16 protein-coding genes and 1 riboswitch are annotated in these 25,007 nt (G+C 24.9%); of the genes, 3 read left to right on the top strand and 13 right to left on the bottom strand.

The genetic code is table 11. The annotated features are described in order from the left end of the window. Positions 1-22: 22 nt before the first annotated feature. The 10 genes from KYD98_RS10620 to KYD98_RS10575 all read right to left on the bottom strand — a co-directional run bounded on the left by KYD98_RS10620 (position 23) and on the right by KYD98_RS10575 (position 15,534). Positions 23-1,183, bottom strand: a complete 1,161-nt coding sequence (locus tag KYD98_RS10620; protein WP_219779975.1) for a MerR family transcriptional regulator — start codon at positions 1,181-1,183, stop codon at positions 23-25. A 599-nt stretch (positions 1,184-1,782) separates the two neighbouring features. Continuing rightward, positions 1,783-2,958 carry a DegT/DnrJ/EryC1/StrS family aminotransferase gene (locus KYD98_RS10615; RefSeq protein ID WP_219779973.1) on the bottom strand — a complete coding sequence of 392 codons (1,176 nt, stop codon included), beginning with the start codon at positions 2,956-2,958 and terminating at the stop codon, positions 1,783-1,785. Positions 2,959-3,158: 200 nt separating this feature from the next. After that, positions 3,159-4,949 carry a dynamin family protein gene (locus KYD98_RS10610; RefSeq protein WP_219779971.1) on the bottom strand — a complete coding sequence of 597 codons (1,791 nt, stop codon included), beginning with the start codon at positions 4,947-4,949 and terminating at the stop codon, positions 3,159-3,161. A 35-nt stretch (positions 4,950-4,984) separates the two neighbouring features. After that, the gene (locus KYD98_RS10605) at positions 4,985-6,757 is read right to left on the bottom strand and encodes a dynamin family protein (RefSeq protein ID WP_219779969.1); all 1,773 of its coding nucleotides are present in this window, start codon (positions 6,755-6,757) and stop codon (positions 4,985-4,987) included. A 3-nt stretch (positions 6,758-6,760) separates the two neighbouring features. Beyond that, positions 6,761-7,591: a hypothetical protein gene (locus tag KYD98_RS10600; protein ID WP_219779967.1), complete on the bottom strand. Its 831-nt coding sequence runs from the start codon at positions 7,589-7,591 to the stop codon at positions 6,761-6,763. A gap of 83 nt (positions 7,592-7,674) precedes the next feature. After that, complete coding sequence (locus tag KYD98_RS10595) at positions 7,675-10,182, bottom strand: dynamin family protein (protein ID WP_219779966.1); 2,508 nt, start codon at positions 10,180-10,182, stop codon at positions 7,675-7,677. Between the two features lie 282 nt (positions 10,183-10,464). Next, positions 10,465-12,135, bottom strand: coding sequence for a ribonuclease J (locus KYD98_RS10590; protein ID WP_219780155.1), 1,671 nt, complete (start codon positions 12,133-12,135; stop codon positions 10,465-10,467). A 357-nt stretch (positions 12,136-12,492) separates the two neighbouring features. Continuing rightward, positions 12,493-13,947, bottom strand: a complete 1,455-nt coding sequence (locus KYD98_RS10585; RefSeq protein ID WP_219779964.1) for a HAMP domain-containing sensor histidine kinase — start codon at positions 13,945-13,947, stop codon at positions 12,493-12,495. Then, entirely contained in the window at positions 13,937-14,608 is a 672-nt protein-coding gene (locus KYD98_RS10580) for a response regulator transcription factor (RefSeq protein ID WP_219779962.1), read from the bottom strand. Before KYD98_RS10580 ends, KYD98_RS10585 begins: the two co-directional genes overlap by 11 nt. Before the next feature lie 203 nt (positions 14,609-14,811). After that, complete coding sequence (locus KYD98_RS10575) at positions 14,812-15,534, bottom strand: DUF2680 domain-containing protein (RefSeq protein WP_219779960.1); 723 nt, start codon at positions 15,532-15,534, stop codon at positions 14,812-14,814. A 343-nt stretch (positions 15,535-15,877) separates the two neighbouring features. Between KYD98_RS10575 and KYD98_RS10570 the strand changes: the two genes are divergently transcribed. Further along, complete coding sequence (locus KYD98_RS10570) at positions 15,878-16,621, top strand: 3'-5' exonuclease (RefSeq protein ID WP_219779959.1); 744 nt, start codon at positions 15,878-15,880, stop codon at positions 16,619-16,621. Positions 16,622-16,727: 106 nt separating this feature from the next. Here KYD98_RS10570 and mgtE read toward each other — a convergent pair whose 3' ends face one another. From mgtE to bsh, 3 genes are all read right to left on the bottom strand, one after another. Continuing rightward, a complete protein-coding gene (gene mgtE / locus KYD98_RS10565; protein WP_258049765.1) occupies positions 16,728-18,074 on the bottom strand; it encodes a magnesium transporter in 1,347 nt (448 codons plus the stop codon). Positions 18,075-18,319: 245 nt separating this feature from the next. Next, a riboswitch (M-box (ykoK) riboswitch) is annotated at positions 18,320-18,485 on the bottom strand. A gap of 172 nt (positions 18,486-18,657) precedes the next feature. Further along, a complete protein-coding gene (locus KYD98_RS18425) occupies positions 18,658-20,811 on the bottom strand; it encodes a YhgE/Pip domain-containing protein (protein WP_219779957.1) in 2,154 nt (717 codons plus the stop codon). 377 nt (positions 20,812-21,188) lie between these two features. Continuing rightward, entirely contained in the window at positions 21,189-22,178 is a 990-nt protein-coding gene (gene bsh / locus KYD98_RS10555) for a choloylglycine hydrolase (RefSeq protein ID WP_219779955.1), read from the bottom strand. 190 nt (positions 22,179-22,368) lie between these two features. On the opposite strand from bsh, the gene KYD98_RS10550 reads away from it, so the two are divergent. Both KYD98_RS10550 and KYD98_RS10545 read left to right on the top strand, forming a co-directional pair. Further along, positions 22,369-23,277: a LysR family transcriptional regulator gene (locus KYD98_RS10550; RefSeq protein ID WP_219779953.1), complete on the top strand. Its 909-nt coding sequence runs from the start codon at positions 22,369-22,371 to the stop codon at positions 23,275-23,277. Between the two features lie 180 nt (positions 23,278-23,457). After that, positions 23,458-24,927: an aminotransferase-like domain-containing protein gene (locus tag KYD98_RS10545; RefSeq protein WP_219779951.1), complete on the top strand. Its 1,470-nt coding sequence runs from the start codon at positions 23,458-23,460 to the stop codon at positions 24,925-24,927. Positions 24,928-25,007 lie beyond the last annotated feature (80 nt).

Below are 25,007 nucleotides of genomic sequence, written 5' to 3'. Positions count from 1 at the left end.
TGCCCATCCCCCTTTAATTTAACTATTTTGTTGCTTTAAATATACATGTCTTTGTTGTTATTGATATATTTCCATTATTCTTAATATAGTTTTCTAAGTAATTTGTAAATTCTTTTTTCGTTTCGCCTACGAGTATCGAACTTCCTTGTATTGTTGAAGCTTTATATGATACTACAGGTTTAGGATCATCAACTATTATTTTTCCTTCTAATGTTTCTACTTCTACCTTACTAAAGTGCTTCTTTAACATTTTTTCCCCATTTTCTAATGAAAACCTAGATGAAAGTCCATTATTATCAAGACCTATATTGGGGGCAAACCTCTCTATTAATTCATTAAGCTCCCTCATAGAATCATATGAATTTCCTGTTACATAAAATTTCCCATTTGGAGATAAAACTCTTCTTATTTCTGATAATGCCTTTTCTATATTAGGTACAAAATAAATCATATGTTGTGCAATGACTATGTCAAAACTTTCAGCCTCATAAGGTATGTCTTCTGCATTTATCTCTTTGTATATAAACTCATAATCTATATACTTTAATTTTTCTTTTGCTATCTTTAACATATTCTTAGAGAAATCAGATAAAGTAATATTTAATCTCTTATCTATTTTTTTACTATTTTTGCTCCAAAGTTTTCCTGGACCACATCCTAATTCTAGTATTCGTGCATTCTTTGGAAATTCCATTTGATCAAAACACCATTCATCCCAATCAATTTTATTTATATTATAACTATATAAGTTACTACGCAAATTAAGATTCTTGTCACTCTTATATTGTTCTTTTACGCTTTTTTCCATATTGGTTATCTTTATAATATCTATTAAATTATTAGCATCTAAAAATCCATTTTTTTTAGCTGTATTTTGTGCCTTATTAAAAACCTCTATAACTGAATCAATATGTTTTTTCTTTTCCTCTAATGCTTTTTTTTGAATACTTATCATGCTTTCTAAGTTTTCTCCACTCTCATGTAGAATATGGCTTATTTCAGTCAATGACAATCCTATAAATTTTAAAGTAGTAATCTGCTGAAGTTTTAAAAAATCATCTTCACAATAAATTCTATACCCACAATCAGTTTTTTTTGATGGCTTAAGAAGGCCTATTTTATCATAATGAAGCAAAGTCTTTACAGTTACTCCTGACTTTTTTGCAAACTCACCAATTTTCAATAACTATCCCTCCTAATAAATTCATTTTAATCCCTTACCTTAGGGTAGAGTCAATACAATTTTTATATAATAGAGTATCTTGTTTATATTTTACTATAAAGCTCATGGACAGAGGAATTTACTTTAAGAATTGTAAAATGAATCTTAGTCCAATTAATGCATGCTCCCAATCAAAGATTGTTGACAAGCAATTAATTTGACAAATCTTCATTAACAATTCTAAAAAATAAATTCCAATGCCAGTTCGCCCTTATACTAAAATATAAACATTCACTTAAAATAGAGTTATAATTAAATAGTCATATAAAAGTAAGAGTTATATAATATTATATAAAAATTAACAAAGTAGAATATATATGTTTAAATTGTACTAGAAAATATTCTTTATCAATTTAATGCCCCTAATGAAAAAGGTACTTATAATTATTTTTTAAAGTAATTTTGGATGATACACATAACTTTGAATATCTATTTAAATTAAAAGTTATATAAATTAATAGAGGGATATCAAAAATAATCTTTAATTATTTCGATATCCCTCATAATATAATATTACTTTATTAAAAAAACTAATTAATTTTTAAAGCTATGTTTTAATACTATAATAATTCTTTAATTACTTTTACAACTTCTTTTGCTACATATTCAGCGTCTTCTAATGATAATGTAGTATACACTGGAAGAGTAATTTCATTTTCATATTGATTATATGCATTTGGATAATCTTTAATATCATATCCAAGATTTTTGTAAAGTGTTAGCATTGGAAGTGGCTTATAATGAACATTAGTTGCTATTCCTTTTTCAGCTAACATTTGAATAGCTGCATTTCTCTTTTCTTCATTAAACCCCTTAACTCTATAAAGATATAGATGATATGATGTTTCAGTACCATTGTCATCTTTAGTAAATGGAATTATAGAAAAATCTTCTTTAGATAAAATCTCTGTATATGTTTTAAATATTTGTCTTCTTTTTTCTAACATACCTTCATATCTTTTAAGTTGCACTAACCCAATTGCTGCACCTATATCTGTTAAATTACATTTAAGTCCATCATTAATGATATCATATTCCCATGCTCCAGCTTTAAGTTTGCTTAAAGCATCTTTTGATTGACCATGCATAGCTGTAAATCTCATATATTGTTGTAAATTTTCATGTCCTCTAAAGTTGTTATCATTAAAAGTAACTGCACCACCCTCTCCTGTAGTTAAGTTTTTAACTGCATGGAATGAGAATGAATGGAAATCACATTGAGAGCCAACTGGTTCTCCTTTATATTTAGCACCAAAAGAATGTGCTGAATCACAAAGTATGATAATATCTTCTCTATTCATATCTTTTAAAACTTTTTTTAGTGCATCATAGTCAAAAGGAACTCCAGCTATATCTACTGGCATAATTGCTTTTGTTTTATCTGTAATTTTTTCTGCAACTTTATCTATATCCATTTCAAAAGTATCTTTTTTAACATCCACATATACTGGTTTAGCTCCTCTATGTATTCCTGAACTTGAAGTTGCTGTATAAGTATAAGGAGTTGTTATTATTTCATCTCCTTCTTTTATATCAAATACTTTAAGTACCAATTCCATCGCAGCTGTTGCACTATTTAATGCTAATGCTTTATTTACTTTTAAGTATTTTTGTATTTCTTCCTCAAATTTAGCAAGTTGAGGTCCTGATGTAATCCATCCTGATCTTAATACATTTGACACTGCTTGAATTTCTTCTTCTGTTATATCTGGTGGTGAAAAAGGTATTTTTTTCATATAATTCATTCCTCTCTGATTATCTATACTATTTTAATTGAACTTAATAATATATTTTAAGTAAATGTTACTATTATAATATCAATACTACTTAAAAATAAATAAATTCTTATTTATTTTTATTATAAACTCTTACCTTAGGGTGGAGTCAACAAAATTTTCTTCTCCTATTTTACCTAATATTATAATATTTAATAAATCTACTTTTTCATAGACATATATAAACACTTATGAAGTAAAAATTCTATTTGCTTTTTAAGTTTAACTAATTCTTCTAATTCTATATTTACTAATAATTTTTCATCTTCTTTAAATTCTTCACTAAGTTGATTAAATAGAGCCATTATCTCTTCTTTATTAGTATCTCTTAACATCTCCAAATATTTTTTTATAGAAATTTCTACATCATTAGCCCAATTATCTATAGCATTTAATGAAATCTCCTTTATTTTTTTCTGCCAAGTTAATGAATCATATAAATAAAATATTGACTCTGTAAAAACACTTAAATAACGAGTGATTGCTTTTAAAGATGATGCTTTTATTGCTTTTAAAAAATACTTTATATTATATTGAATATGTTTATAAGACTTTATATCTACTAGACTATTTAACTCTTCTGAATTACTAGTTCCTATACTATATTCTCCCTCTTTATTTGCTTTTCTAAACATCTCACCTGTAGCTTGCTTTATTTCATCGCCAATATGTTGCTTTAAAACTCCATCCATTACTTCAGTATAAGAAGGTGTATTTACCTTAACTTTTTCTTGTAAAACAGAAATAGATTCTTTTAGTAACCTATCTATTGTTTTATCTAATAAGATAATATCATCTTCAATATAGTTTACTAAATTATCAGTTTCTTCATTTGTAAGATTAGGGACATAATAATCTTGCATTAAAGCAAAAGTCTCCTCTTTTTTAGACCATTTGCTTTCATCATGTATGTAAGATGTAATCTTTTCTTTAATTGTTATTGCAGATTTATCTATAGTTTTTATCGAGTTCACTTTTATTTTTGTAAATCCTCTATCTATAGTCCCTAAAATTTCAAATTTCTTATCTAATAATTCTCCAACTATATTTAATTTTTCTTCTATTTCTTCTTTTTGAGATTCAATATTTGCAATTTTTGAATTTATCTTTATATTACATTCATCTAATATATAGTCTTGATAATTTTCTAAACTTTCTAACAATCTATTTTGCTTTTCTTCATCATTTATCTTTTTATAAATATAATCCCAAAGTTTAGCTGTATCTGGCTTTTTCTCTGAACTACTTTCTATAAAAAATGTCTTAACATTTTTATGTATACATTTATTAACATTTTCCTTGATTTCTAATATTCTTTTATTATCGTCTTTAAGATCTTTAGGACACATATTTATAGCTAAAACAACTTCAACATCATTTCCTATAATTTCTCCAATATATTTTAAGAATTGTGCATCATCATCTCCAAGTCCAACTCTATAAGAAACAACATATACAATAAAATCACTTTCAGGTATAAATTCTTTCAATACTTCTTCATGATATTCTATCAGCGATCCATAACCAGGAGTATCAAAAATTCTCATACCTTTGTATTTTATATTTTTACATACTCCTTTATACCTCAATCTATGTAATGTTTTATTTGGATTTACTGAAAGATTATCAAAACTATCCTTGTCCAAAGTTTCAATAGTTGCATCTTTATTTATAGCTGTTAATTCTTCCTCATTTTCATTAGATATAATAACTTCAGTAACAACACCAGTAGTTGGCTTTACACTTTCAATTAATATTTTATTATCAAACAAACTATTTATTAAAGCACTTTTACCTGAACTTGTCTCCCCCATCATAACAACATAATGAGCAGGATTCATTATTTTATCTTTAACCAACAAATTCTTTTTAGTAATACTTTCATTACCAATAGCATTTACAATTGAATCAATGCTCTTTTGTCTTTCTATACAGCTTTTAAAAACATTCATTTATATTTCACCCTATTCCTTTTTGTGTACTTACCCTAATTCAAATCATATTCTTCTTTTATTTTATTTAAAACTTTTAGATCTTCGGCAAATTCTAAAATATGATCTTCATTGTAAATTCCATCATATTGTTTCTCTATATCTTCTATATCAAAATTAAAAGTCTTTTCTAAATTCCCTCTTAAATTTTTAATTGAATCATCCACCTCTTGTTGTTTAGCCCTCAAATCATCAAGAATTTCTTCTTTTAAATAATTTTCTAAATCTTCTAACATAGGCTCTAAATCTCTTATAGTATAATTTGCTCTAGTTTCAACTATTTCTTTACGTACTAAATCACCTATTAAAGAAAAGGCCATACCAATTCCCATTCCAACAAGTATTCCAAGTGGTCCTCCTAATGTTCCTACTGTACCTAAAGTTCCAATTAAACCACCTGATAATCCTAATACTGAGGGAAGTGATTTTTCAAATTTAAATTCACTATCCTTATTAAAAAATGATATATTTTCATACTTTCCATCAAAACTTTTTATAGTAATATCTTTTAATTCCTCATTTAAATTTTTTATTACTTCACTAGTCTTTGATAATACCTCATCCATTATATTATTAATTGCTTTATCAGATGTTTCTTTATATATTGAACTTAGTCTATCTCCATCAACAATACCTTTATTAATTATTCTCTTAAGTTCTACTCTAAGATTCTCAATATTTTCTTTTATTATTTTTGAAGCATATTCTATTGTATTATCCATCTCATCATATGCATAAGTTCTAATTCTTCTAAAATTTCTCTTATTAGCTGATACTATTTCTTTTATTTCTTTTATTTTTTCTTCCTTATCCAATTCATTTTGCTTAGTTTCATTTAAACATAAATTTTTATAGCTTTCTATTTTATCATTTATATTTCCTAGTACTTCTTTAATCTTTAAATTCAATGTATTTTTTACGCTATTATTATAATCTATTGAAATATTTTCTATTTCCTTTATAACATCAATTATTCCTGATTCTTTATATAAATCATTTTCTTTAGTAAATTTCCCTTTAACAGCTTCATAAACATTAACAACATTAACATTGATATTTTTTTCATCATTATGTGCATAACTAATACTTGTTAATACACCTTCATTATGTTCTTTAGCTTCATTTACATCTTCATCATCTTCATCATTCCATCTATTTTGAACAAATATCGTATTAGATAACTTAGGCCATAAAGCATTTATAAAATTTTTTTCAGTCCTTGTTATTGGAGGATTTGTTCTAAGCATAAAAATACCTGCTATAAGCCTATTTACATAATCTAAAGTAGTTTTTTGATTTTCTGGAGTCAAACTGCCTACACCTGGTAAATCTACAAGTACAATATTATTTTTTAAAATATCACTTTTATTGTATAAAACTATTCTAGAAACTTTAAGTTCATTTGCTTTATTATAGTCATTATGAACATACTTTTCTAAATTTTTTAATTTTATGCCTTCTTTTTTTCCATCAAAAAAATGTATTATAGCTTCATCAACATTTTCTCCATATCTTACTTCAACTGGTACACAAGTAGTTTCATCAACATCTGTAGGTAATACATTATCCTTCATTAAAATAGAGTTAAGGAAACTACTTTTCCCAGCCCCTTGTATTCCAAGGACAGGTACCAGTATTTCCTTTTTATTTAAATTATCAAGAAAATGATTAAAATATTCTCTATAATCTATCCCTTGTTCCTCATTATTAAGATATTTATCTAATAATACATTAAATCTAGGATCATGTATCAAATTGATATAATTCATTTTTTATCTCCTCTTTCCAAAAATCCTAGCAAAAAATGATTTATTTCCCCATTCTACTTCTTCTTTTATACTTTCCATTTTACTATTAAAGTCATTTTCTAATCTTTCTATCATTTCTGCTAAAACATCTTTATCATCTATTTTATTGTCAAGATAATTAAGTTTTCCTAAAACTATTTGTTTATCAATCGACAAATCTTTTTTTATATTTTTTTCTAATAAATCTATCTTTTTTTCTAATTCTCTATTATTAATATTATCTAGCTTATTTAAAATATTTTCTTTATTACTTGCAGCATCTTTTACTATTTTTAATCCTAAGATAGCTAGCTTTTCTTCTAAAGATTTGATATCTAATTCATCTATTTTATTGAAAATATCTTCTTTATTTGTATTAGAAGTTTCATTTATATTTTTGCTTAATTCTAATATATTTTCAGTAATTATACATTGCAAATGCTTGTCTTTATTTTCTATACTGTCTTTAATTTCTATAGAGCTATTAGCTATTTTTTCTAAATTACCGTTTAATATTTGATTTTGCTCGGCGATAACCTCATTAATGCATGTTTCTATAGTATTCTCAATAGATTCCCTTATTTTTAATAAATTATTATTTAAATCATTAAGTTTTTCTTCAACTTCTTCACTATCTTCGATAAAATCTTCTTTTAAAGTATTTAATTTTTTTTCAATAGGTTTTAACTTTTCTATTATATCATCACTCATATTTTTAGATACTTTAGACAGTGAATATATCATTTCATCCTGCAATTCACTCATCATGTTTTTAGTTATCTCGTCACATTGAATTGATATTGATTTATTTTCCATAACTATTCTCCTTAGTTTATATAATAATTTATATCTTTCTCTATATATTCTAATTAAATTTTTATATTTAATTATTATTTACTTCACTTGTTTAAAAAGTAACTTAATATTTCTTCAAGAGTTTCTTTTTCTTCTTTACCTCTTGATAATGGATTTGCAAATAATTGTTCCTTTATAGTCTTATAATCACTTATTATAAAATCATCATTTTTGTTTCCTTCTATTAATGCCATATTATATATAGGATTTTTAGAATTAATTAGTGTATTACCTTTTATTATATTAGGAAACTTTTTTGAAATTTTATTTCTTAAATTACTAACTGATAATAGTAGCTCTTTTATATTGTTTGCATTAACAAATTCTTTGTATGAATCTATTACTAAATTTGCTATTATATCATTATTTTCTATAATATAATTCAGATTGTTACTTTTCATAATTTGTTTTTCTGAATTTCCTATTTGAATACCATTAAACATTATAAAAAGATTAAACGATTTTTCAATTAATTCTTTTAATTGCTCTAAAAATTTTTCTTTATTTTTACATAATTCATAAATAATTATTATATTTTCAGAATAATATATTCCATTCTCCTTTAAATTCTTATTTTCCTCTTCATTTAAATAAATGCCTTTAATTCTAGAAACAAATTTTACACAAGATTCAATATCCCATGTCCAAAAGATGTCTTGCACTTCTGTTTTTATTTTTTCTAAACTACTTTGCTTTAAATAATTTCCTATCAATAAATAATTTTTTTCTAAAATTTGATTAATCAATTTATAAAGATTATATGATACATTAGAAATAGAATACTCTGTTAATTCTTTTGATATATCCTTATTTAAAATATCTTCACTAACTGTTATTGCTATTTCATCTTCATAAGCTTTATGCTCTTTAAGTTTTCTATTTATATATTTTAAACTTTTAATAACTTCATCTATATCATAAAATTCAATATTTTGTTTTTTCTTTCTTTGATATTCCTCTTCCTTCTTACTTATCTCATGATAAAAAAGATTTAATGAATTATTATACTGCGTTCCCCATTCCCATAATATATTCATATATTTTCTTCTATTTTGATAACTCACATTTTTAACCATATCTATTGTAGCATCTTTATCTACTACCTTTTCATCATATTCTTCCTCTTTATATCCCCATTTAGTTTCAAATATATCTGATAGAAGTCTTTTTCCAATGTTAAAGACCCCATCTTTCTTAATTAGTCTCGTTCTCTCTTCATATTTATGTTTAACATCTATATTTTTACCTTCCATACTAGGAAGTGAATAATCATATCTTATATCTAGATTAAGTTTTGTATATATCTCTTTTTTACTATTTTCACATTCTTTAACTATATTTAATATCTGTTTTTCTATTTTTAAGTTTTTATTATTTATCTTTTCTATTATTTCTGAATAACTTTCAACTTCTTCTGAATCAAAATCATTGATTTCACTTATTGTATCTAAAATTATTTTATCTATAATTTTAATCTTAGATTCTATTTTTTCTCTTGAAACTTTAAAGTCATATACAATATCATCTATATCACTACTTATTTCTTTTATTGAATTTATATTTTCTAAATTTTTTCCTTCTATAATTTCTCTATCAGTTGAAATTATGTGATTAATTCTTTCACTAAAACTTCTCTCTCTTGATGCATTTATCTTAGGCATAACTTTTTGAACACACATATTTATAGCTTTAGTTAAATATTCTATATTTGAACTATTATATAAATTGATATCATTTGCTATCCTTCCTTTAAGTGCATTAAGAGCAGATATCTGAATCACATCAAATTCACTATTATTATTTATTGCACTCTTTAAAAGATTTTTTCCTCTTTTTTTATGTTTTTTTAGAATTTTCTCTTTATCCTCTTCTATGATTCCATTCTTTCCTATTTTCTCCTCAATAGAATCAATCATATTTTGTACTAAAACAATTTGCTTTTCTTTTTCATGTACAATTTTAATTTTTTCAGCATTAATTTCATCACTATTAGCTTTAACAGTTGTTAAAAATATACAAATATCTATTGTTGGAAGTAATATTTCCAATGTTAACTTCTCATGTATCTCTAAATCACATGCATCTAAGCCCGGACTATCTATAATATGTATATTATCTTTAAGTAAAAATTTTGGAGATTGTATATCAATTTGAATAACTTTAAATTTATTATTAGGATTTTTACTTTCATCCGCATATTCTGCTATAACTTTATCATTTAAATTACTACCACTTAAAACTTTTGCTTCTTTATCTTTAAAATATACAGTAGCTTGTCTTATTTTTCCTTTAGAGACTGTAATAATAATACTAGAACTTGGAATAATTGCTACTGGTAAAATCTTTTCTCCTAAAAGAGCATTTACCAGTGTAGATTTACCACTGCTTGTTATTCCCATAATGGCAATTCTTATTATATTATTTTCAATTTGTTTCTTTTTTTCTTGAAACCATTCAATATCATAGTTATATCTTTTTTTTCTGTATTCATTTTGTTCTAACACATTTCTTATTTCATCAACAGTATTTAATATATAATTATTTTTTTCCATAGTAATCTCCATTTAATATTAATTTATGTAATTTTAATTATCACAAATTACTTGTTTACTGATATATTACCACAATTACTAACATTTATCTAAATAAAAAATTATCAAAATAATACTATATAATACGATTATTTTTTATTCTTTAAGTTTTATTTCTTAAATTTGAAATAAAAAAGCTATTTAAAATAATAATAAAGTATTTTAAATAGCTAAATATATAAGTACCTATATAGTTTGTTCATTAATATAAATTTAAAAATATTTATAAATGATACTAATTTTTTATATCTCAACAATTACTGGTAAAATCATAGGTTTTCTTTTCATTTTTGTATATACAAAATTATCTACTTCTCTTCTTATTCTATTTTTTATTTCAGCCCATTGAGTAATATTATTATCTAAACAATTTTCTACTACCTTAGTAACTATACTTTTAACATCTTTAATTAATTCTTCTGAACCTCGGACATATACAAATCCTCTTGATACTATATCAGGTCCTGACAATATAATTTTATTTCTTATGTCTATAGCTACAACTACAGTTATAAGTCCATCTTCAGCTAAATTCTTTCTATCTCTTAACACCATACTGCCTACATCACCTACACCTAATCCATCTACAAGTACCCTTCCTGCTGGTGCTTTTCCTACTACTCTACCTTCTTTCTTAGATAATTCAAATATATCTCCTGTTTCTAAAATAAATGTATTAGATTTGTCTACGCCCATACTATTTGCAATTTTAGCATGAGTAATTAAATGCTTATATTCACCATGTACTGGAATAAAAAATTTAGGCTTTAAAATAGCTTGAATAACTCTTAATTCTTGTTCACAGGCATGACCTGAAACATGAATATCTTCTATTGCTTTATATATAACATCAGCACCTTTTGCGGTTAAATCATTTATTAAATTTGAAACTGCTTTCTCATTTCCTGGTATTGGTGTTGCTGAAATAATAACCATATCTCCTTTTTCTATTTGTATATACTTATGCGTTGATGCTGCTATTCTTGAAAGTCCTGCCATAGATTCTCCTTGACTTCCAGTTGTAACAATTGTAATTTTATCATTTGGATAATTCTTTATTTCATCTAATCCAATCATCATTTCTTCAGGTATAAACAAATATCCTAATTCTATGGCAACTTTGCATATATTCTCCATACTTCTACCGCTAAAGGCTATTTTTCTACCATTTTTTATAGAACAATCGCTAATCTGTTGTAACCTATGAACATTTGATGCAAATGTAGATACTATAACTCTACCAGTCGCTTTTCTAAAAAGATTTTCTAATGTTTCACCAACTGTTTTTTCTGACATTGTATAACCCTTATGTAAAGCATTAGTACTATCAGCCATCAGAAGTAAAACCCCTTTTTTACCCAGCTCAGCATATCTTTGAAGATTTATAAATTCTCCATCAATTGGAGTAAAATCGATCTTAAAATCTCCACTATGTACAACTATTCCAACTGGAGTATGTAAAGAAATAGAACAACTATCTGGTATACTATGATTAGTTTTAATAAATTCTATTTTAAAATTTTTAAACTTTATAAACTCATCTACTTTAACAACATTTAATATGCAATCATTAACCATTTTGTGTTCTTCTAATTTTGTTTTTACTAACCCTAATGTTAATTTAGTACCATATATAGGAACATTAATTTGTTTTAATATATATGGTAAACCTCCTATATGATCTTCATGTCCATGAGTTATAAAAAATCCTTTTACTTTTTCCTTATTGTTTATTAAATAAGTAACATCTGGAATTATGATATCAATTCCATAAAGATCTTCATCAGGAAATGATAATCCACAATCTATAACTATTATTTCATCATTATATTCAAATGCAGTTATATTTTTTCCTATTTCTCCTAAACCACCTAATGGAATTATTTTTAACTTATCTTTATTTTTTAATGGCATTGTTTTGGATGCATCATTTTTAACTTTTTTTTCTTTAATCTTAATTTCTTCTATATTATCCAAATTATCACCCCTATTTAAATAAGTTATTACTCAATTTAAGTATTTACAAATATCATTAAATATATTAATTATTTATAAAATAATTAACTTTTAAACAAATAAAAAGAAACAATAATTTAGGCATATTCAAAAAAATACTAAGTGAATCTTTTGGCCTATTTTGTGTCATACTTCGTCAGCGAAACCACGTAATAGCTGAGCTATTCCGTGGCTTCACTTCCTTGTCTGACGCAAAATGTCCTCAAAATCTTTGACTTATTATTTTCTTTCATATGCCTTAGATATCTAAATCTATTATTTCTTTTCATCACTCTTAAGTTTAAACCAAAATATACTTCCCTTTTTTAATTTTGATTTTACTCCATAAGTTAGACCTTTATGACTTTCCAAAATAGACTTAACAATTGAAAGACCTAGTCCTGTTCCCGTTACTGCTCTCTTATGTGATTTATTACTCTTATAATATCTTTCCCAAATATATGATAATTCTTCTTCTGATATCCCCTCACCAGTGTCAATAATTTCTACTTTAACAAAGCCATTACTTACAATCTGCTTTATAATAACTTTTTTATCACTACCTGTATAGTTAATAGCGTTTGTTAATAAATTATAAATTACTTGAGTAATCTTAACTTTATCCGCTGTCACAAACATATCTTGATCATAACTAAATTCTATATTGTATCCATCTTTTTTAGTCAATTCTGAAAAACGCATTATTATTTCTTTTATAGTCTTTGTTAGATTAAAACTACTAATAGATAAATTTATTATTCCCGCTTGAAACTTTGAAATATCAAGCATATCATTTACAAGTGTTGTAAGACGTTTTGTTTCATCAATGATAATTTGTACATTATCTATAGTATTTTCATTTGGTAAATCTCTCATAATTTCCGCATAACCTGATATAAGTGTAAGTGGAGTACGTAAATCATGAGATATATTAGCAATAAGTTCTTTTCTTAGATTATCAACTTTTGATAGTTCTTTAGCTGCATAATTTAAAGTAGATGCAAGTTCTGAAATCTCCTTATATCCATCTCCTTTAAATTCAACTGAATAATCTGCTTTTGCAAGCACTTTTGCACTTTTATTTATAGCTACAATTGGTTTTGATACTTTTTTAGAAATTATAAAAGCTAATATTATAGAAAAAAGAAGCATAAAGCCAGTAATATAATAAAGTTGTATTCTTAAAGTTTGAACAGTTGCATTAACAGGAGATATCATAGAATTTATTACAATTATTCTTATTTCTCCATTTTTATTTTCAGCTAACTTACCATATAGTATACTTTCATCTATATTCTTACCCATTTTTCCATTCATTTTTTGATAGTGTTTTATTTCTTTTAAATTATCTTTATTAAAATAATATAAAAACTCTCCACCTTCTCTTTGAAGATTTAATTTTAAATTATCTTTTTCATATTGTGTTAATTTATATATAACAGGACTCATTATATTATTAGATTCATTTAGTAGTGTTCCATATTCCGAAAAAATTTCAATACACATATCCTCATTTTGAGAAATACTTTTTATAAGTAAATCTATATCATCATTATCTAAGTTTTTTATTATAGTATTTGCATTACTTTTAATAGAATCTATTTTTACTATTTTATAAAATCTTTCTAAAAAAACCACTTGAAAAAGCCAAAGTAATATTAGTAATGCAGAACAAAATCCTATTAAATATATAAATATCTTCCACTTTATACTGAGTTTATTAAGCTTCAAATCTATATCCAACCCCTCGCAGTGTTACTATCATTTTACTATATTCACCTAAAGATTTTCTTAATAATTTTATGTGGGTGTCAAGTGTACGATCATCTCCATTAAAATCATACCCCCAAACTTCAGTAATAAGCTTTTCTCTACTAAGAGCAATATTACGATTCTTTACCATATAAAATAATAAATCATATTCCTTAGGAGACATATTAATTTTTTCTTTATCTATAGTAACAATTCTTCCTAAAAAATCAATCATTAATCCATCTTTTACGAAAGCATCTCTTTTTATATCATTAAAATTACTCGTTCTTTTAATAATAGCATTTACACGCATCATAAGTTCTTTGGGTGAAAATGGTTTTACTACATAATCATCTATACCTATTTCAAATCCATGGATTTTATCATATTCTTCTCCTCTTGCTGAAAGCATTAATACTGGTGTATTTATTGTTTTTCTTATTTCATTTACTGTTGAAAACCCATCAAGTTCTGGCATCATAATGTCCATAATTATTATATCAAATACATTATTCTCACAAAGCTTAATTGCTTTTATACCGTTTTCAGCTTCATATACTTCATGATTTTCAAAAATTGCATATTTTTTTATAAGAAGTCTTATTTTTTCTTCATCATCAACCACTAAAATCTTTGCCATTATATTTCAACTCCTAAATAAATATATATATATTATAATTAATTTAATACATTTATAATTTTTATAAAAAATATATATTAACACTATCTAATTAGAATCATATATATTATAACCATAGTTTAAAGTTTTTTATAAATCATACCAAAAACCTCTTATCAGATTATATTCTATACTCTGATAAGAGGTCAATTTCTTAACTAAATCTATTTAGCTTTACCTTTAAATCCTCTTTCTCCTTTTCCAAAACCTCCATTCATAGGCATTTTCCCATCTTCTCTCATTGTTGTTTTACATTCTGTTAAATGAGTTTTCATATTGTCTGCTTGTTCTTGAGTAATTATTTCAAGTTCTAACTTTTTATCAATAATTTGGCTTTGAATATCTGTTTGCTCATCTTTTAGTTTGTAAATTTCTTCTTTTTGCTCATCTGTAAGTGATGACCATTTTTGTTGCATCTCATTCATTTTAGTTTGTCTTTCTTGATTCTTTTCTTTTCCTTGACCCTTCATTTCTTGTCTATTTTCTTTTTTATTTTCCATCATTTTAGATTTATCTTCTGTTAAATGTGTTTTGATATTATCAGCTTCATCTTGATCTATTACACCAAACTCTAAATATTTATCAACAATTTGACTTTCAACACCTTTTTGTTGATCTTTTAATGTATTAAATTCTTGTTTTTGTTCATCTGTAAGTGATGAATATTTCTCTTTCATATCACAATTTTCACCATGTCTTAATTTATTATTTTCTTTCCCCATTGAAGAGTTCTTATAACATTTAAAATTCTCATCATTTTTATTTTCTGATACTGCACTACCAGTTGTAACAGAAGTATTTGGTGCATCTGATGCAAAAGCTGTTACCCCCATTGTTCCCATCACTGTTACTAAAGATAATATTGATAAAACTTTTTTTACTTTCATTTCATTCAGATCCTCTCTACAATTAATTTTTAATTTATTTTTTAGATAGACTATCAAAAGTTGTATAATATATTTTAATTACCCTTTCGATATTATTAGTATAAATTCCTAATGTGATGGTTTTTTGAAGATTTGATGAATTTAATATGAAATATATTAGTTTTTCTGCTTATTCCAAATATTTTTTAATTTCTTGTTAAAAAATTCTATATATTGTATAATCTTATACAGTCTTTAAATTTATATTACTATACAATTTTTTCAAGAAGTTATATAGTTTAGGCATTTTGGACTCTTTATTTGCGTTCATATGCCTTATCAATTCTAAAAAGTAGGTGAACATATGAATTATATAATATATGATTTAGAATTTAATCAGAGAGATCCAAGTATTCCTAAAGATGATACAAATAATATTAAAGATTTACCATTTGAAATTATTCAAATTGGAGCAATAAAACTTGATCAAAATTTTAATATAATTTCTAAATTTAATACTTTAATTAATCCAACAGTATATACTACAATACATCCATATGTAGAAAAATTAACTAAAATAAATAGTAAAATGCTTAGTTCTTGTGAAAATTTTCCTAAAATTTACAAAGATTTTTTAAAATTTGTAGGAGATACTGAGACTGTTTTTTGTGTTTGGGGAAAAGTAGATATTAAAGAACTTTTAAGAAATATAAAATATTATAAATTATCTACATCATTAATTTCTAAATATTATATTGATGTTCAAGAATGTGCATCTAAATATTTTAACGTTGAAAAAGGATGTAAAATAGGTTTAAAAAATGCTGTTGAGCTTCTAAATATAGTGAATAAAGATGAATTTCACGATGCTTATTATGATGCTTATTATACATCAGAGGTTTTTAAGAAAATTTATAATGAAAATATAAAACCTAGAATTTATACCACTAATTTATCTCGAAAAATATCTAATCGTAAAAAAACAATCGATAACATTGCTTTAATAAAAGAATTTGAAAAAATATATAATAGAAAAATGACTAAAGAAGAACAAGATATTATAAAATTAGCTTATTTAATGGGAAGGACTAATCAATTTGTTAAATAAATATAAAAGTCATAATTATAATATCTACTCATAATTATGACTTTTAATTATTTTAAATTAATACTTAATATATATATTCTAATTAAGTTATTATATTTATAATATTTTATATTAGATAGCTAATAAATATTGTTGCTAGTCCTAAGAAAAAGAAAAATCCTAAAACATCAGTAAATGTTGTTACAAATATTGATGATGCTAATGCTGGATCAATTTTAAGCCTTTTAAGAACTACAGGTACAATAAATCCTGATACTGTAGCAATTATCATATTTAATATCATTGCAACACCAATAACAATACCAAATATAACATTTCTTTCCCAAGCATATCCTAATATTGCAATTATAATACCAATACATGTACCTGTAATTACTCCTATACCAGCTTCCTTTAATAATATATGTTTAACATTTTTGTAACTTAATTCACCTAATGCTAATCCTCGTACAATAATAGTTAATGTTTGAGTTCCTGCATTTCCTCCCATTCCTGCAACTATTGGCATAAATGTAGCAAGAGATACAACTTGTTCAATAGTACCTTCAAATATTCCTACTATTGAAGCTGCTAAAATAGCTGTAATAAGATTAATAATTAACCATGGTAATCTATATTTTACAGATTCTATTAAAGTGCCACTAATTCTTTCTGAATCTGGAACTCCACCCAAACGATGAATATCTTCTGTGCTTTCATCTCTTATTATTTGCATTACATCATCCGCTGTTATTATTCCAAGTAATCTATTAAAATTATCTACTACTGGCACTGTAAAAAAACCATACTTTGCAAATTTATTGGCTACTTGCTCTTGATCCATATCAAATGGAATAGGATGTATTTCTGTTTGTATTATGTTTGAAATTTTTGTATCAAATTTATTAGTCACAACATCTTTTAATGAAACTATACCTTTTAACATATAGAAATTATCTACAACATAAAGATCATAAATATTTTCATTATCTTCTTTAGTCTTTTGTAAATATTCTATTGTCTCTTTAACAGTCATATTTTCTTTCACTGAAATAAATTCAGTTGCCATAATACCTGCTGCTGTATCAGATGCATAACTTAATAATTTACGTATATTTCTGGCATCTTCAACTGTCATTTTTGACAACAAATCATTTGCTTGTTCTTCATCCAATATTCCTAAAAGATCTGTTAATTCATCTGAAGACATTTCTTCTACTATATTTTTTTGTTTATTATCAGAAAACTTCACAAGTATTCCATACTTTTCATCATCTTCTGCTTCATCTATAATTGATGCAATTATTTTCTCTGATAATCTATTCATTATATCAAAGCTATCAGTTGGATTTTCCCTTATTACATCTAATATATCTACTGGATGAACCGTCTCCACATACTTAATAATATTTTCCTGTGGTGCATAAAGTAAAAATTTTCTTAGTTCTTCCTTATTCATCTCTATATTATTCATATAACATCCTCCTTTATTAGAGGAAGCTTCCTTTATTATATATGATATAAATAAAATTCATCTTCCTCTGAATACTATATTTAATTTTTTTATTACCCCTAATACTCGGATCAGAATCCATTTATACCACCACCTTATTTAAATTAATTTAATCGGTTTTTCATTAATCTAATAATTCCTTTTTACTATAAATTATTTATTAAATGAAAAGAGTAAACTTTTTACTCTACGCAAAAAGTTTACTCTTTTTATTTTTTCGTAGAGCTTTAGCACTATAAAGCGTAGATATATTATATATCAGCTACATTAAAAAACACCTTTGCGATGATTTCTGTTAACCTATTGGAATCTCTAGATTTTTCTAGGCAGTAGCGTATTTCTTTATAGGAGCCTCACCTAACAATATATTATATTATTTTTAATTAAATTTCATATGAGTACTATTTATTTGATTATTAATTACAAATTAACTTTATATAATTAATAAACTTTACAATTATCAACAAGTATTTATTATAACATCTACAAAAAATTAAATAAAGAGAAATTTTTACATAATAACCTCTAAAATTTATATAAACTTTTACTCTTCTCCAATCCCACTTTCTTTAAATTTATTAGAAAATTTATTTACAATCCTACTAAATGGTTTTTTTAAGACTATTCCTATTATTATTGATATCATTATATAAACTGACAACGCTATTATATCTTTAATTAATACTTCTTTTACTATTCCTCCTATGCATTCTCTTAAAAAAGATATAGCATATGTAAATGGTAAAAGTGGATTTAATCTTTGAAAAAATTTAGGAGTTAATTCAATTGGAAATGTGCCTCCTGATCCTCCTATTTGTAATACTAATAACACTATACCTATAACTTTTCCTACATTTCCAAATACGGAACATGCTGAATAAACTATGAATGCAAATACTATACTTGAAAATAATGATCCTATTATAAATAATATAGGATTTAAGCAATAGATCTTTAGTATATAAAGATCTCCTAATGATACAATCATTGACTGAATTAAAGCTAAAGTAATAAACAATAATAATTTTCCGAAGTAAATCTCTACTGATTTATAGTTTCCATGCACATCAACTGTTAAAATAGATGATAATAGAAGGAGTCCAACCCAAAAAGATAATATTGTATAAAAAGGAGTCATTGCTGTTCCATAATTCCCCATAGGATATAACTGTTTTTCAATTAAATTTACTGGATTTGATAAAAAATTTGTTCTTTCTTGCACATTATTTTTTAATAAATTTATTAGCTGTTTTAGACTTTCATCATCATTAACCTTACCTATCTTATTTGTTAATTCACTTATCATATTTTCAGCTTCTGGTAAATTTTCTTTAACAAAAGCTATTTCATTGATTCCTTTATCAGCACCTTCATAAACTGTATTTAGTATGCTTTCTATATCTGGTAATTTATTTTCTGCTTCATTTAATACATTTAATATATTTTGTGATACTTCAAAAGCATCATCAAATATTTTACTTATTTTAGGTGCAATTTCAGAATCAAATTTTGCATAAATCTCTCCACTTATTAAAGATATATCATTAACCAATGTTTTTATATTATCTAATAAAGTTAAATCTGGAATTTCACCTGTCTCTAATGAATCTTTAACGTTTTTTAACTCTTCCTGTAATTTACCTATTTTAGTTCCAACTTCTTCTAATCTAGTTATAATAGCATCTAATGGTTTATTAGATGATAAATTATTTAATGCTTCTAATAATTTTATTAACGATTTTGTTGTCTTATCTAAAATATCTACTCTATTTATTAAATTATTTACCATATCCAAAGCATTTTTAGAACCTGAATTTATTGCTCCAATAATTGTATCAGTATCTTGTAATACTTCTTTGCTTATCTCATTTATTATTCTAATGTCTTCCTTAATAGTTGGAGATAACCTTGATAGTTCCTCCTTTGAAGATGTTATAAAATCCCCTACTTCACTAGTTAAATCTTTAGCATTTATTAATGTATTTTGAATTAATGGTATATCATTTTTAACTTTATTTGATAAGTCCCTAATTTTAATTGCTCCATTATAAGCTAAATTAACTGTATTATTTATTTCTGAAAATTTCCCCCTTATTTCATTTAACATATTATAAATTCTTGATATAGTTGGAAGCTGCTCTTCTAATTCAAGTCCTAGTTCTTTTGAAACTGTAAGTAAAGTTTTACTTACGGTTTCTATAAGACTTTTACTTATATTTTCTTGAACCCCTGTTGCTCCTTTATTTGTAAGCTTTGGTGCAATTGCATTAATTTTTTCATTAACAGTATATATTATGTCTCCTTTTTTTATTTCACTAGTAATTATGGAAGTCATTTGACTTGAAAACTCCTCTGGTATTGTTATTGATGCATAATATTTTCCTTTTTGAAGTGCATCACTTGCTTCATCTTCACTTACAAATTGCCATCCCATTAAATCATTATTTTTTAATTCTTCAATTATTTTATTCCCTAAATTTATATCGTCTCCATTTAATGATGCTCCAATATCTTTATTTACCACTCCAATTTTAATTTGGCTTGTTGCTTGTGGAGCATAGGGATCCCAAGATGCCATTATATTAAACCAAGCATATAAAGATGGGAGCATACATAAAGCTATTACTACAATAAGTGCTGCATAATTTTTAAATATACTACTTATATCTTTTTTATAAATTTCAAATATGTTTTTCACTATATTTCCTCCTTAGTAATTTAATTATTAGGCTATGTTTTAGAATATCAACATTCACTTAAAACATAGCGAATTATCTAAATATCATTTTTCTTATCAAACCCATACCTTTAAACTATATTTGTAAAAAACTGGTTATGCTAAATTTTAAATATAATATCTATATTATTAGATTGTTTAAAAATTTTTATTAATTTATGATTAGTAAAAGTTTTACTTGATTTAGTTATGATAAAGATAATCGTTAAAAAATATGTATTTATAGACTAACTTATTTATAATAAATAACAATACAAATATAAAAAAGAACTATATTTTAAATACAAATCTTATAAATGTATTTTAAAATATAGTTCTATTGTAATTAATATTATAAATTAATTTTCATTATTGATTATTTGTTCTCTTCTAAACGGATAATTCTTAATTTCAAGCATATCTAAATTTTCATTAAGCAAATGAATTGCTGAAACTTGACTATTATCATAAGTATGATAATAGTATGTACATGATTCACTACACATTGCAGAAGTATATATTGAAATATCTTCAGTATTTTCAAGTGTTACAACAGTACCTTTAGGAACTTCACAATTAGAAAGAATATGAAATACTCCACTTACTCCTTGTAATTCATCATCAATTTGTGTTAGATTACTCTTTAAATATGCTGCTCTAACAAAACGAGAAGGTGGAGTGAAATCCCCTGGTAACCCAAATGTACCTGATCCCTGGCTGAATGCTGATAAATCTATATCTGACCATGTAACTGGTGAAAATTGTTTTGCTCTTAATCCAATATATTGACGTAAATTAGTTAAATGCCATTGAAAATCTGGACTGTTTGTCATAACTCCAATTGGATTATTAAAAACTTCAATTCCATTTTTTGTTCTCTCAATGACAATACTTTTCCCTGTTTTATCAGATACTATCCAATGCAATGGTGGTGTTAATTTTAATAATGAAAGTTCAGTATCAATTATCTCTATATTACTTAAAGCATTCTTTAATTCCTCTAAAGTTTTAAAATTTGATAATACCCATAATACAAAATCATGAGGAGCAATACCATTTTTCTCCTCTAGTCTTATATTTGAATACTCTGCAAATCCTGGTAGATAAAGAGTTGCACACATTAAGCCTTTCTCATTTACTCCATCTGCTAAAATAGGATTCTTATCTATAACAACAGACATTCCTACCATACCGTATTTAGTTTTTAAAACTTTTTTATTTATTATATTTGTCCATTTATAATTTCTAGGAATAATATTAATTGATTGATTGAAATCCATAGCGAAATCCATTGTACGTCCAAGTAAATGATGTTTATCTTTAGTTTCTAATGTTACACTTGTACACATTGTCCAATCTCCCCTTTATTCATATTTTAATTTTCTCCATTCTACAATTATGTATGTACTCTTAAAATTTAATCTATTACCTAAACCTTGTTTATATTATTAGTTTACATTCTAATAATAATTAAGTAAAATTAAATAAATTTAACTTATTGTTAAGTAAAACTAAACTAAGTAAAGGATTGAAAATTTTATGAATTTTGAACAACTTCAAATTATCACAACATTGTCTCAAGAAAAAAGTTTTTCCAAAACAGCAAATAAACTTCATATAACTACATCCGCGGTTAGTCAAGCAGTTTCAAGTTTAGAGAAAGAACTTGGAATAAATATTTTTACACGTTCAAAACAAGGTAGTTTTCCAACTACTAAAGGACAATATATAATAAAAAATGCTCATATTATTTTAGAAAAACAACTTGATATATATGATTATGTTTCAAACAGAATTAATTTTCCAAAAATAAAACTAATAATTGGATGCATTCCTGGTGTTAATTATCCTCTTATTAAATCACTACAAGTACTTCAAAATGAATTTCCATTTATTGAAACTTTAATTATTGAACAAAATACACAAGAACTTTTAAAATCATTACAACAACAAAAGTTTGATTTTGCTTTAATTGCTTTTACTGATAATATCAAAAATCACAATTTATCATATAAACTTACTAAAATTACAAATGGTTCATTTTGTTTTGCTGTGAATAGAAATTCTCCTCTTTCTACTTATAATATTTTGACCTATGATAAAATTATTGAATATCCCTTAGCTATTTATCAAGATAACTTTATACTAAATCACTTAAGTTATATAGAAGGTAAAACTCATAAATCAGCACATATTTTATTTAAAACTAATACTCTTAACTCTATTATGAATACTATTCAACAAAACATGGCTATTTCATTTGGACCGGACTATACCATGATAAACGATTTTTCAGAGAAGCTATCTGATATAAAAATAATACCAGTTGAAGAAGATCCCGAAACATTTAGTCCTTCTTTATGGTTTGTACAAACAAAAAACAAATCTCTTACTGAAATAGGTACTTTGTTGTATACATTTATAAAACAAAATATAAAACATAATTAATAATATTAAGTGCTATTTTGATTTTATCTTTTACAAAACAGAGTTTAAATCTTTCATTGTAAATAATGTAAAAGACTTGTTATAATAATATTCAGGCACATATCTAATCTATTGGTTTCTTTATGTGTATTAATAACAAAGCTTATTTTTAATTAAATTTAAATAAGGGGTGATTTAATATTGATATTTTCTACTCTTAATATAAATAAGGATGAACCTATTTATATGCAAATAGAAAAACATATTATCGATGGAATTAAAAATGGAGAATTAAAAAAAGATAGTAAGCTTCCATCAACTAGAGAAGTAAGTAAATTTTTAAATGTAAGTAGAAATTCTGTTATTTCCGCCTATGAAAAATTAGAAAGTGAAGGAATTATAATTACAAAAAAAGGAATCGGCACTTTCATTTCAATAGAATGTAAGAATGAATTTTATGAATATAATATAGACTACTCTTCCATAATTAATACTTATGCAAATACTCTTAGAGATTTTGATATTATAAAAACTGAACTTCCTTATAAAAAAGGTATGATATCTTTTAAATCTATATCTCCAGAAAGTGATCTTTTTAATCTTGATGATTTTAAAAGGTCCCTTTTAGATGCATGGACATATGAAGAATCAAATCTTTTAAATTATGGATATGCAAAAGGATATCAGCCTTTAATAGATTATTTTTTTGAATATATGAAAGAAAAAAGAGTAAATGTAATTAATAAGGATATTTTAATAACAAATGGATTTACTGAAGCTTTTGATATAGTTATTAGTTCTTTAACGAATCCAGGAGATATTATATTATGTGAGAAACCAACACATAATACTGCTTTAAAAATAATGAAATCTTATGGATTAAAGATTATACAAGTTGAAATGGATAAAGAAGGTATGGATTTAACAGAACTCGAAAATGTTTTAAACAAATGTAGTCCTAAATTTGGATACTTAATCCCATCTTATAATAATCCAACTGGTATAGTAACTAAAACTGAAAGACGAAAGGAAATATATAAACTTTTTAGAAAACACTCTGTACCTATAATAGAAGATGGATTTAATGAAGAGCTACTCTACTCTAGTTCCCCTATTGATCCTATTGCTTCACTAACTGGCGAAGGTAATGGCGTTATATATATAGGAAGTTTGTCTAAAGTACTATTCCCTGGCTTAAGGATTGGATGGATATTTGGAGATACTAAACTTATAGATATTTTAGAAAGTGTAAAACGTGGTAAAACTATTCATTCATCATTTTTAGATCAAAGTGCTTTTTATTATTATCTAAAAAGCGGAGCTTTTACTAGATATTTAAAAAATGTACGTAAATATTATAGAAATAAATATCTTCTTGTTATGGATATGGTTAATAAATATATTCCTTATGAATATGTTACAGGCGAAGGTGGATTACACATTTTTATAAAACTAAAAGATACTATAAATTCTAGAAATCTTTTAGATTTATGTTATAAAAATGGTGTAATATTTATGCCTGGCGATATTTTTTATGAAGATGATAAATGTTTAAATACTTTTAGAATAGGTTTTGGACGAGTAAAAGATGAAGATATAAAGAAGGGAATTAAAATAATTGGTGATAATATTAAATTAATTTCTGAAAGTTTTAATAAAAGACTAGAATAAATATGATACATCCCTTGTCAAGTAGACAAGAAAAATAATTAAATTCAAGGTTGTAATATAACCAGCATTCGAGAGAGTGC

Source organism: Clostridium weizhouense (assembly GCF_019431045.1).
In the GTDB taxonomy this organism is placed as follows: Bacteria; Bacillota; Clostridia; order Clostridiales; family Clostridiaceae; genus Clostridium; species Clostridium weizhouense.
The sequence above is the reverse complement of the archived record's forward strand: the minus strand, read 5'-3'. Positions and strand labels throughout refer to the sequence as shown.